The sequence below is a fragment of the Cellulomonas gelida genome (genome assembly GCF_006538725.1).
Lineage (GTDB): Bacteria > Actinomycetota > Actinomycetes > Actinomycetales > Cellulomonadaceae > Cellulomonas > Cellulomonas gelida.
Map to the genome: position 1 here is coordinate 1 of NZ_BJLQ01000014.1, position 12,226 is coordinate 12,226.

At 74.9% G+C, this 12,226-nt stretch carries 4 protein-coding genes and 1 pseudogene; 3 read left to right on the forward strand and 2 right to left on the reverse strand.

Annotated features, from left to right (window positions below; genetic code table 11):
* A pseudogene (locus CGE01nite_RS08125) lies at positions 1-331 on the reverse strand (hypothetical protein); the annotation flags it as partial.
* 459 nt (positions 332-790) lie between these two features.
* On the opposite strand from CGE01nite_RS08125, the gene CGE01nite_RS08130 reads away from it, so the two are divergent.
* The 3 genes from CGE01nite_RS08130 to CGE01nite_RS08140 all read left to right on the forward strand — a co-directional run bounded on the left by CGE01nite_RS08130 (position 791) and on the right by CGE01nite_RS08140 (position 6,172).
* Positions 791-2,128 (forward strand): glutamine synthetase family protein, encoded by a 1,338-nt coding sequence (locus CGE01nite_RS08130; RefSeq protein WP_048342146.1) that lies wholly within the window; start codon positions 791-793, stop codon positions 2,126-2,128.
* A gap of 4 nt (positions 2,129-2,132) precedes the next feature.
* Positions 2,133-5,180 (forward strand): bifunctional [glutamine synthetase] adenylyltransferase/[glutamine synthetase]-adenylyl-L-tyrosine phosphorylase, encoded by a 3,048-nt coding sequence (locus CGE01nite_RS08135; RefSeq protein ID WP_141370147.1) that lies wholly within the window; start codon positions 2,133-2,135, stop codon positions 5,178-5,180.
* A gap of 233 nt (positions 5,181-5,413) precedes the next feature.
* Positions 5,414-6,172 carry an AfsR/SARP family transcriptional regulator gene (locus CGE01nite_RS08140; RefSeq protein WP_141370149.1) on the forward strand — a complete coding sequence of 253 codons (759 nt, stop codon included), beginning with the start codon at positions 5,414-5,416 and terminating at the stop codon, positions 6,170-6,172.
* Here the strand turns inward: CGE01nite_RS08140 and CGE01nite_RS08145 are convergent.
* Positions 6,159-12,224: a hypothetical protein gene (locus CGE01nite_RS08145; RefSeq protein WP_141370151.1), complete on the reverse strand. Its 6,066-nt coding sequence runs from the start codon at positions 12,222-12,224 to the stop codon at positions 6,159-6,161. The genes CGE01nite_RS08140 and CGE01nite_RS08145 overlap by 14 nt on opposite strands.
* Positions 12,225-12,226 lie beyond the last annotated feature (2 nt).

Consider the following 12,226-nt stretch of genomic DNA (forward strand, 5'->3'; position numbering starts at 1 on the left):
CCCGCCGCGGGGCGCGGCGGGCCGGGACGAGCAGGTCGACGACCTCCGGCGTCCCGGCGTTGGTGAGACCGTGCAGCCGTGCGCCCGCGATGCCGGTGATGACGGCGTCCGGTCCGGCCATGAGCGTCGCGGCGAGGTACCTCGCGTGCTCGTCGAGCGGCGCGCGGGAGAGTCGCACCACGCCGGGAAGCACCGCGCGCCACTGGCTGACGAGCCGACCTCGGACCACCGCGTCGCTGACCCCGGCCGCGCGCAGCTGGGCGCGTGTGAGCATGCCTTCCTGCACGTCAGCCAGTGCGAGCAGTGGCTCGCCGATCGATGTCCTGACCACACCGCATCTCACCGCGTGTCCCCGCACGATCGTCGCGACGACCGCCCCACCTGTGGACGCGCCACCCCGCCCCGAGCGCTGAGGTCGGCTCGCCCCGCTCCGCACGCTGAGATCGGCTCGCCCTGCCCAGCCCCGGCCGACGGCCACCCGCTCACGCTGAGCTCCGACGCCGCGACGCCGCCCCCTTCCGCCCGTCGCTGCAGTGATGAATGCAGGGTGGGTGGTGGTCGAGCGCATGAAGCCTGCACTCATCCATGCACCCACGCAGCGATGGCAGGTACGTAGCGGGGCGGGGTGGGGGTGGTGGCGCTCGGGGGGTGCGGCGGGGTGTCGTTGCGCTGGACGGGAGCGTGGGTGGGGGGTGCAAGGTGGGGTCGGGGGTGGGTGGCTCGGAGCGGGGCGCGCCGGTGGGTGGGATGGGCACGTGTGCAGGGGGTGGGATCAGGCAGGATGGGCGGCATGGACAGGCAGCAGGAGTTCGTGCTCCGTACGGTCGAGGAGCGGGACATCCGCTTCATCCGTCTCTGGTTCACCGACGTGCTCGGGATCCTGAAGTCGGTGGCGGTCGCTCCCGCCGAGCTCGAGGCCGCGTTCTCCGAGGGCATCGGGTTCGACGGCAGCGCCATCGAGGGCCTGACGCGCGTGTACGAGGCCGACATGATCGCCCGCCCCGACCCGTCCACGTTCCAGGTGCTGCCGTGGCGTGGCGAGCGGCACGGGACCGCGCGCATGTTCTGCGACCTGCTGACGCCCGAGGGCGAGCCGAGCCTTGCCGACTCGCGCAACGTGCTCAAGCGCGCGCTGAGCCGCGCGAGCGACAAGGGGTTCACGTTCTACACGCACCCCGAGGTCGAGTTCTACCTGTTCGACGCGCCCGCAGACCCGAGCCTGCCGCTCGTCCCGGTCGACCAGGGTGGCTACTTCGACCACGTGCCGCGCGGCACCGCGCACGACTTCCGGCGTGCGGCGATCACGATGCTCGAGTCCATGGGCATCTCGGTGGAGTTCTCGCACCACGAGGCCGGCCCGGGACAGAACGAGATCGACCTGCGCTACGCCGACGCGCTGACGACCGCGGACAACATCATGACGTTCCGCCAGGTCGTCAAGGAGGTCGCGCTCGAGCAGGGGGTGTTCGCGAGCTTCATGCCCAAGCCGCTGGCCGACCAGCCCGGCTCCGGCATGCACACGCACCTGTCGCTGTTCGAGGGCGACCGCAACGCGTTCCACGAGCCGGGTGCGCACCTCGAGCAGTCGAAGGTCGCGCGCCACTTCATCGCGGGACTGCTCAAGCACGCCGCGGAGATCACCGCCGTGACCAACCAGTTCGTGAACTCCTACAAGCGCCTGTGGGGCGGCGCCGAGGCGCCGAGCTACATCTGCTGGGGTCACAACAACCGCTCCGCGCTCGTCCGGATCCCGATGTACAAGCCGGGCAAGGGCAACTCGAGCCGCGTCGAGTACCGCGCGGTCGACAGCGCGACCAACCCGTACCTCGCGTTCGCCGTCCTGCTCGCGGCCGGCCTCAAGGGCATCGAGGAGGGGTACGAGATGCCCGAGGGTGCCGACGACGACGTGTGGGAGCTCACCGACGCCGAGCGTCGCGCGCTGGGCATCGAGCCGCTGCCGCAGTCGCTCGACCAGGCGATCGCGGTGATGGAGAAGTCGGAGCTCGTGGCCGAGACCCTCGGTGAGCACGTGTTCGACTTCTTCCTGCGCAACAAGCGTCGCGAGTGGGACGAGTACCGCGCGCAGGTCACGCCGTACGAGCTGAAGCGGTTCCTGCCGGTCCTGTGAACCGATGAGCGAACGTCCCGAGCGCGGAGCGTCGCTCGCCGCACGCCTGACGCGCGCGGGCGTCGACGACGTCCCGCGGGCAGAGCGGCTGCTCGCGGACGCGGCGCTGCTCGAGGTGCTGCCCGACGCGGCGGAGGTCCTCGTCGGGCCCCTGGCCGACGTCGCCGACCCCGATGCGGCGCTGCTCGCGCTCGCCAAGCTCGCGGGAGCGGTCCGCGACGACGCCGGGCTGAGCGCGCTGCTCACGCAGACCCTCACGCACGACGACGAGCCGCGGCATCGCCTGCTCGCCGTGCTCGGCGCGTCGGTCGCGCTCGGCGACACGCTCGGCGCGCACCCGGCCAACCTGCGGCTGGTCGCCGACCCGACCCCCGGGACGGGCGTGCCGGCGGCGGAGGTGCGCGCCGAGCTGCTGCGCGCCGTGGGTGCCGACCCGACGCACGACGTTCCGGTCGCGACGGTCGTCGGGACGGACGGCATCGACGCGATGCGCCGGGCGTACCGGTCGCGGCTGCTGCGGATCACGGCGACCGACCTGACGGTGCCCGACCCCCTCAACCGCATGCCGGGCGTCGCGGCCGCGCTCGCAGACCTGGCCGCTGCGGCGCTCGAGTCGGCGCTCGCGCTGGCCCGGGCGGACCTGCCCGACCACGGCGCGGGCGTGCGGCTCGCGGTGATCGGGATGGGCAAGGCTGGCGGCCGTGAGCTCAACTACGTGTCCGACGTGGACGTCATCTACGTGTGCGAGCCCGCCGAGGGCTCGGGCCTGAGCGAGGCGGACGCGCTCGCGGCGGGCACCCGGCTGGCCTCAGGGCTGGCCCGGGCCTGCTCGACGCCCGCGGGCGAGCCTGCGCTGTGGCCGGTCGATGCGGCGCTGCGGCCCGAGGGCAAGGACGGGCCGCTGGTCCGCACGCTCGCGAGCCACCGCGCGTACTACGAGCGCTGGGCCAAGACGTGGGAGTTCCAGGCGCTGCTCAAGGCTCGCCCGCTCGCGGGAGACGTCGCCCTGGGACGCGCGTACGTCGAGATGACGCAGCCGTTCGTGTGGTCGGCGGTGCAGCGCGAGCACTTCGTCGAGGACTCGCAGGCGATGCGCCGACGCGTCGAGGGGAACATCCCCGCCGCGGAGGCCGACCGTCAGCTCAAGCTGGGCGTCGGAGGGCTGCGGGACGTCGAGTTCACGGTCCAGCTGCTGCAGCTCGTGCACGGCCGGTCCGACGAGGCCATCCGCAGCGGCAGCACGCTCACGGCCCTCGCGGCGCTCGCGGCCGACGGCTACGTGGGCCGCGACCACGCGGCCCGGCTCGCGGTCTGCTACCGGTTCCTGCGGCTGCTCGAGCACCGCATCCAGCTGCACCGGCTGCAGCGCACCCACCTGCTGCCGACGGGTGAGGCGGACCTGCGGCGGCTCGCGCGCTCGGTCGGGATGCGCGCCGAAGGCGCCGAGGGACTGCTCGAGCGCTGGCGCCAGGTGCGGCGCGACGTGCGCCACCTGCACGAGGAGCTGTTCTACCGGCCCCTGCTGCCCGCGACGGCGCGGCTGTCCGACGAGGAGGCGAGCCTGGCTCCCGAGGCCGCGCGCGCCCGGCTCGCGGCGATCGGCTACCGCGACCCGGCCGGTGCGGCCCGGCACATCGCCGCGCTCACCGAGGGGGTCTCGCGGCGCGCGTCGATCCAGCGCCAGCTGCTGCCGGTCATGCTCGGCTGGTTCGCCGAGGGCCCGGACCCCGACGGCGGCCTGCTCGCGTTCCGACGCCTGTCCGAGCAGCTGGGTACGACGCACTGGTACCTCAAGCTCCTGCGGGACTCGGGCACGGCCGCGCAGCGCCTCGCGCACGCGGTGTCGACGTCGCGCTACGTGGCCGACGCGCTCACCCGCTCGCCCGAGTCGGTGACCTGGCTCGCGGACGACGACGAGCTCGAGCCCCGCGGTCGTGAGCGCCTGGCCGCCGAGGTCGACGCGGCGCTGACGCGTGCGCACGAGCCCGTGCCGGCGGTCACGTTCCTGCGTGGGCTGCGTCGTCGTGAGCTCGCGCGCACAGCGGTCGCGGACGTCCTGGGAGTCGTGACGGGCGCGCGGGCGGCCCAGAGCGTGACCGCCGCGGCCGACGTCGTCCTCGCGGGGGCGCTGCGCGTCGCGGAGGCCGAGACCCGCCAGGCGCGGGGCCTCGACCGGAACCCGACGCGCATGCTCGTCGTCGCGATGGGCCGGTTGGGCGGGCGCGAGATGGGGTATGCGTCGGACGCCGACGTGCTGTTCGTGCACGATCCCGAGCCGGGCGCGGACTCGCGCGCGGCACAGGAGTTCGCGGTCGCGGTGGCAACCGCCCTGCGCCAGCTCCTGGGCGCGCTCGGTCCCGAGCCCGCCCTCGCGGTCGACGCCGACCTGCGCCCGGAGGGCCGCAACGGCCCCCTCGCGCGGTCGTTCGACGCGTACGCGGAGTACTACGAGCGCTGGTCGTCGCCGTGGGAGAGCCAGGCGTTGCTGCGTGCGCGGCCCGTGGCCGGTGACGCCGAGCTCGGGGAGCGCTTCGTCGCGCTCGTCGACCCGTTGCGCTACCCCGAGGGCGGACTGGACGCGAGCACGCTGCGCGAGGTCCGGCGCATCAAGGCGCGCGTCGAGGCGGAGCGACTGCCCCGCGGCCAGGACCCCGCGCGGCACCTCAAGCTCGGCCGGGGCGGGATCGCGGACGTCGAGTGGACCGCCCAGCTCCTGCAGCTGCAGCACGCCCACGAGGTGGCGGGGCTGCGCACGACGAGCACGCTCGACGCGCTCGCCGCGGCGTGCGGTGCGGGCCTGCTCGAGGCGGACGACCTGACCGCCCTGGTCCAGGCCTGGGAGCTCGCGTCGCGCCTGCGCGACGCCAACGTGCTGTGGACCGGCCGTGCGGAGGGCGCACACGCCGACGCCCTGCCGCACGACCACCACGCGCTCGGCGGGCTCGCGCGCGTCATCGGGTACCCGTCGGGCTCCGGTGGCGAGCTCGAGCAGACGTACCTGCGCACCGCCCGGCGCGCCCGAGCGGTGGTCGAGCGCGTCTTCTACGGCTGACGGGTACGCGCCCCGACGAGCGCGAGCTCGGCGGCGGTGCCACGGTGGTGCCCTTGATGCACTGACTCAGCCCGCGGCCGCACGAGTATCTACGGCGCCGTTCGTGCGCTCCTTCGTGTCGTCCGTGGTGGTCCGAGCGTGGGGGGACGCTGTGACGACGAGGTCCGGCGAGAACGTGACGACGCCCGTGCCCGCACCGCCCGGGTCCGGCCGGGCGTGACGGGCGGCGGGCGATGGGCGACCATGGGACGGAGCGCGCGGCTCAGCCGCGGACGGGCGTGCAGGAGCCCGGCGCACGCGTGACGTTGCTCGGCGACTTCCGCCTGCAGGTGGCCGGGAGGTCGGTCGAGCTCGGCGGGTCGTGCCGGCGGGTCGTCGCCCTGGTGTGCCTGCGCGGAGCGGTGCCCCGGGCACGTGCGGCGGGCACGCTGTGGCCGTCGGTCGCGGACCAGCGCGCGGGGGCGAACCTGCGCACGGCACTGTGGCGGGTGGGCCTCGTGGCGCCGTTCGTGCTGCGGGTCGACCGGGGCTGGGTCGAGCTGGGACTCGCGGTCACGGTGGACGTGCAGGACCTCACGCAGCGGGCGCTGGCCGTCGACGAGCCCGACGACGAGGTCACGTCGCTGTCGCGGCTCGCGGACGCGGACCTGCTCCCGGACTGGGACGACGAGTGGGTCGCGGAGGACCGTGAGCGCGTGCGACAGCTGCGGCTGCACCTGCTCGAGGCCGTGGCCCGCCGGCTCGCGTCCGAGAGCAGGTTCGCGGCGGCGGTGAACCTCGCGCTGACGGCGCTGCGCGCCGACCCGTTGCGCGAGAGCGCGCACCGCACCGTGATCGCGGTGCACCTCGCGGAGGGCAACCTGGCCGAGGCCCGCCGCGCGTTCGCCGCGTGCCGTCAGCTGCTGCGCCGCGAGCTCGGAGTCGAGCCGTCGGCCGCAACCGCGGCGCTCGTCGCGCGCCTCGTGCCCGACCGTGCGCTCAGCTCAGCGTGAAGTCGCAGGTGAGTGTCTGGGACGAACCGCCGTCACCGACCTGCACCGACAGCGTGTAGGTCCCGGTGGTCGCGGTGTCGGCGAACTGCACGCGGAACGCCGAGCCGGTCGCCCCGAGGAAGGCTGCGGCGTCGGGTGCGTCCGCGCGGGAGACCGGGTCGGCCGTGCCCGAGGGCGGTGCGGCGCCGTTGATCGAGGTGATCGCCGGGGGAGTCGTGACCGGCGCCGGGACCAGGAGGAAGGCCTCGGTGCCGCGCGCGAGGGTCGTGAGCTCGGTGGCCTCCCGACGGGCAGCGTCGCGCAGCGGGAGCGTCGCGACGACCTCGACGGTCAGGGTCCGCACGGGCACGTGCAGGTCGCGCGACAGGTGCATGCCGGCGCGGGCCAGCCCACCCTGGTAGTGCCCGTCGGTCGCGGCGTGCAGACGGCTGACCTCGACCGGGACGGGCGTCGTGGTGGCGGAGCGGGCCGTGAGCCGCGCGGCCGTGTCGATCACCAGCGCACCCGTGGGCTCGAGCGCGGTGACCTGGTGGATCCGCGGCACCGCCGGGGCGATCACGAGGTCGACCGACTGGAACGGCACGAGGGTCAGGTGGTCGCTCGTGCCGGGTGCGGACGCGTCCAGCGTCTGGCCGGCACCGGTCACCGTGACGTCGTCGACCCGCACGTCGAACCACAGGGGCTGGCGCCCGGCCGCGACCGCGTCGACCGACTGCTGGGCGCCGCCGATCCCGTTCCGGGTCGTCACGCGGTGGGTTCCTGGGCGCGTGAACGCCGCGTAGACCGCCTGGTTGCGCTCGATGCGCGCGCCGGCGGGCACCGTGCCCAGGTCGGAGGCCCGGAAGCCGAGCGGGTCGGGCGTTCCCGCCGCCGGGTCCGTCACGGCGATCGCGCGAGGGTCGGGGTCGCGCTCGGTGAGGTCGCTCGCGACGAACGTGCCCGGGTCGGTGACGGTCGGGTTGGGGACGGTCGTGCCGTTCGGCGCGGCGGACGTGCCGACGGCGGCTCCGTTCGGCATGAGCCGCAGGTCGCGCGTGAGGTGGACCCCCGGCGCGTCGAGGCGTCCGTCCTCGACGAAGGACGTGCTGGAGGACTCGGGCCAGTAGCGGTACCGCATGACGTCGCCGACGACGGCGTGGGCGGTGGTGAGCCCGTCGTGCGTGACGTCGCCCGTCAGACGCCCGAGCGGGGAGTACACGTCACCGGACTCGCTCGAGGCCTCCTGCTCGATCTGCGACTTGTGGGCGTTGGCGTCACCCGGGAACATCCGGTCCCACCACAGGTGGCCGAACGGCAGGAGCGAGAAGTTCTGCGTGCCGAGCAGCCAGCGCATCACGCGCAGCAGCCAGCGCGTCCAGTCGCCGGGCGCCACGGCGGGCTCGACCTGCCCGTACGGGTCGAACAGCCACTTCATCCAGCCCATGCCCATCTCGACCATCGCCGAGGAGTCGGCGTTGCCGAGCGGGTCGCTCGCGCCCACGCGTGCGACGCGGACCGACAGCTCGTCGCCCGTGACGGGCACGGCGGTGGACAGCTCGACGCGCCCGCCGCTCACCGCGAGCACGTCCGTCCGGAACGGCCGCCCGGCGCGGTAGCGGACGACCACGCGGTCCTCCGGCGACAGGCCGTGCCCGCTGCCGAGGTCGATCGCGAAGTGGTTCGCGGCGTCGATCGTCCCCGCCTTGTACGAGTACCAGTCGAACGCGCTCTCCGGCTCGTGCGAGTCGTAGCCGCCCACCCGGACGTCGCCGGTGAAGGCGACGGCCTCGGTGAGGGTGAGGGTCGTGCCGTCCTTGGTCGCGGACCGGATCACGGTGTCCTCGCCGCGCCGGATCGTGACGCGGCCCGTCGCCGGGAGCTTCTCGGCGTCGGCGGCCTGCGCGAGCGTGAGCGTCGTCCCGCCCGCGCCGACCGTCGCCGCGAACAGGTCGCCCGTGCCGACCATCGCGCGGCCCAGCCCGTAGAACGCCTTGCCCACGAGCCAGAAGATGCCGCCCCACGTCGTGCCCGCGAGGAGGTTGACCAGGCCCCCGTGGGTCATGAGGTCGAGGATCGCGAACGGGACGTCGAAGCCCCCGACCGCCTGCTTCTTGCGCACGGCGACGCGCCCCGTGGGCAGCGCGCCGTTCTCGACCCGGACGCTGAACTCGTCGCCGGTCACGGCGGTCACCGACGCCTCGACGATCCGCGCGCCCTGAACGACCTGCAACGTGGCGCCAGAGCCGATCGAGACGGTGGCGTGCTGCGGGATCGTGACCGACCACGTGCCGCCGGTCCCGGTGGCCACCGTCGCGTCGAGGAACGCCGAGAACTCGGGCAGCTCGGTGTCGCTCGCCAGGATGCCGGGCAGCTCGAGCGCGATCATCGGGAACGCGCAGAACCACAGCGGGCCCCAGCGGTGGTACTGCACGGTGTGCGTGAGCTCGTGGTTGACGAGGGACTGCCCGCGGTCGATCTCGGTGGGCTCCTCGTCGGGCACGAGCAACGTGCCCGGCCCCAACGTCGCGGTCCGCACGTCGCCGACCGGCTCGAGCGCGACGACGACGACCGACTGGTTCGCGGCGGTCGTCAGCGGGGTCACCCCCGCCGGGACCTCGGCCAAGAGCAACGCGCCGTCGCGCGTGACGGCGTCGAAGAAGGCGGTGTCACGCGTGACGGTCGAGCCGGTGGTCGTGCTCGTGTGCGCGAAGGTCGACAGCGCGGCGCCGGTCGCGGTCACCGGTGTGGAGAACGTGACCTCCGCGACGGGCGCGTCGCCGTTCAGGATCACGGGGTGGGTGACCTCGCCGTCCACGATCCCGAGCACCGAGGTGGTGCCGCGCAGGTCGTCGGAGCGCCAGAGCGTGAAGGTGGCCGTGGTCGTCGCGCCGGTCCCGGTGCGAGTGCCGTCGGTGCCGAGGAACGGTCCGCCGGTGTCCGGGTCCGAGACCGCGGCCTGCTGCACCGTGACCCCCGTCCCGACCGCTGCGGTGAGCGCGGGGCCGCCGGCCAGCGTCAGGCGACCGTTCGCGACCGACGCGACCCGGTGCCACGTGGTCGTGGCGCCCGCCGGGGTCACCGCCAGGATGTCGCCGGGCACCGCGCGCAGGAACGGCGCGGGGACCGTGGTGCCACCGGGCGGGGTGACCGTCCCGCGCAGGTCGACGGCGGCGGCCGAGGCGACGACCGCGTCGTAGGTGTAGCCGGTCGGCGCGAGCCGGACGAGCCTCAGGCCGGTCGCGCCGAGATCGACCGCGGGGGCGAACGTCACGGCGCAGCGCAGCGAGCGGATCGCGGTCAGCTCGGTCCCGACGAGCACGGGCCGGCCGACCTGCAGCGCCGCTGCGAGCGCGGGCACCGGGGGCGTGGCCGTGGAGGGCGTGGGCGTGAACGTGCCGGACACCGCGTCGCCGGTCAGCCGCGAGGTCGCCGTCGGCGGCTCACCGGTGACGCGCGTGAGCATGACGGGCATGCCCTCGAAGCGCTCGGGCGAGGGGACGGCGATCGCGAGCAGGTTCGTGCTGACGACCGACGTGATCGCCGAGCCGGAGGTCGTCCACCGTTCGACGATCCACGGCCCGCTGCCGACGAGCGGGCGGTCGAGCACGACGACGTCGTGCGTCGGTGCACCGGGCACGACGCGCGCGTGCGCGAGGCCCCCGCCCTCGACCCTCAGGACGACCGTGCCCGCGGACCCGTCGGGCGCGGTGCCCGCGGACACGGGCGTGTAGGTCAGGGCGGGGTCGGTCTCGACCGCGTCCGCGCGGGCGCCGAGCACGGTCCCGGCGGTGACGCTCCGGAACGACGTCGTGCCGGCGGGTGCGGCGACGTCGATGGTCACGACGCTCCCCGCGGGCGGTGCCTCGACGCGCACCCCGGTGCGCGTGCCGCCCTCGACGACGCCCGTCGCGCCCTGGCCGGGGGGTGTCGTCGGTCCGAAGTCGAGCGTCGTGCCGCTCGGGGTCACGGTCTGGTTCGGGCCGAGCGTCCCGGCCGCGACGGAGATCGGGGAGGCGAGCGTGCCGGGCAGCGGGCGCTCGAGGGGGAGCCGCGCCTCGAGCCGGGCCACGCGCGCGACGAGCACCTGACCGGTCGCCGCGGTCAGCCGCAGCAGGTCTCCCGCGGCGTACGTCGCGGTGGTGCCGCGCGCGCTGAAGGAGTTCGCCGGCGCGCCGGCGGGTCGGGACTCGCTGGACGCGGGCGCCGCGGCGAGCGGGGTCACGGTCAGCGCGGCGCCGGTCAGCGGGAGGTCCTCGGTCAGCTGGACGCGTTCGCCCATGGGCACGGGCAGCACGCCGAGCACGGTGGCGATCGCCATCGCGGTGCCGTCGTCGACGAGGATGCGTGCGCCGGCGGCGAGCCCGGTCGGCGCGGGCGCCGTCAGCACCGAGCGGAGCTCGAAGTCGCCGGCCGCCACGGGCCCGGCCCGCAGCTCGGTGAGCGTGGCGGTCACGTCGTGCCGGGTGTCCAGGCGGGTCCGGTCGAGGTGCAGCCCACCCGACGGGAACCACGGCGTGAGCGTGCCCGGTGCGGCAGGCACGCCCACGCCACCGTGCCGCGTCCACGCGGTGAGGTCACCGGGCAACCACGGCGCGCTCGTCGGGCCGCACGCGAGGAGGGACGCCGCCGCTCCCGTCGGGGCCAGGGACAGGTAGGTGCCGTAGTGGGTCGGCTCGTACCGACCGAGCGGGTCGACGACCTCGCCGCGCTGCAGCTCCTCGAACGCGCTGTCGGGCGCCCACACGATGTGCTGCGTGGTGAAGGCGCGGCCGCCCGTGATGACGTTCATGAAGCCGTCGCGTCGCACGCCGAACGCGCCGAGCCGGTCGGTCGTGCTCATGCCGGTCGAGCTGAAGAAGTCGTACTGGCTGCCCGCGAAGGGCGCGGCGATCAGGCTCATGAAGAGGTTGAACCACCAGTCGATCCCGAAGAACGACATGATGTTGTTCTGGAACGACCACGTCAGCGTCGACAGGACCAGGCCTCCGGACACCCCGCCCGTGGGGTCCGACCGGCCGACCGGGTCGCCCCGGCACACCTCGTACGCCGACCGCGGCGCGCTCTCGACCGGCAGCGGGCCCTCGTACCCCGCCGGCCGACGAGGGTCGTCGTCCCCGCCGTCGCACGGGTCCGGCTCGCCGAAGGTGCCCGTGGTCGGGTCGAGGCGGCGCAGCGGCAGATGGACGACCTGCCCGTGCACGCGGCCGCCGAACAGCCCAGGGACCCCTGGGTGGCGCAGCAGCGCCTCGCCGTACGCGTCGCGGGGGATCCGCAGCGCGTCGCGGCTGGTCAGCACGCGCACGGGCGTGCCCGACGGGTCGAGGCTGAACACGGCGCCCAGCGGCGCACCGAGCGGGCCGTCGACGCGCGCGAGGCACCGCATGCCGTCCCACAGGTACACCGCGCGCACCCGGCCGTCGGCGTCCCGCGTGACCCAGGTGCGGCCGTCGTCGTCCACGACGTCGCCCGCGGGCCGGGCCGCGACCGTGCGCCGGCCGCGGTCGTCGTACGTCAGGACCCGGGTGCCGGTCTCGTCGTGGACCTCGCGCACGCGGCCGTCCGGGCCGAGCACGAGGCGGCGTGCGGTGCCCGGGCCGCGGACCTCGACGAGCCCGTGCGGACCATGGGTGTACCACCAGCGGTGCGACGAGGGCGCCGGGTCCGGGCCGCCGGGCAGGCACGCGACCACGCGGCCGAGCGCGTCCCGGCGCACCTCGACCCCGTCGACGAGCGTGAGGTCGTCGCCCTCCCAGCGGTAGTGCTCGCTCCACGACGGGCCGACGACCGGATGCACCTCGCGCACGAGCGAGCCCTCACCGATCCGCTCGACGCTCCGGGCGACGCCCGGCCACGTCCGGGTACCGTCCCGGTCCACGACGAGGTAGTCCCGCCCGCCGCCGCGCAGCGCGACGAGGACACCCGACGAGCCGTCCCGCTCGATCTCGAGCACTCCCGCGGCGCCCAGGTCGAGCTCGTCGGTCTGCGTGCCGAGGTCCGGTCCCGGACCGGGCTGTGCCGGACCGGGCTGTGCCGGGGCGGCCGCGGGCGTGCGGGTCGGGTCGGTGATGGTCATGG

What these genes read in the sequence shown, in the direction of transcription:
- CGE01nite_RS08145 (WP_141370151.1), bottom strand. Translation starts at nt 12,224, where the DNA reads ATGACCATCACCGACCCGACCCGCACGCCCGCGGCCGCCCCGGCACAG.
- CGE01nite_RS08130 (WP_048342146.1), top strand. Translation starts at nt 791, where the DNA reads ATGGACAGGCAGCAGGAGTTCGTGCTCCGTACGGTCGAGGAGCGGGAC.
- CGE01nite_RS08140 (WP_141370149.1), top strand. Translation starts at nt 5,414, where the DNA reads ATGGGCGACCATGGGACGGAGCGCGCGGCTCAGCCGCGGACGGGCGTG.
- CGE01nite_RS08135 (WP_141370147.1), top strand. Translation starts at nt 2,133, where the DNA reads ATGAGCGAACGTCCCGAGCGCGGAGCGTCGCTCGCCGCACGCCTGACG.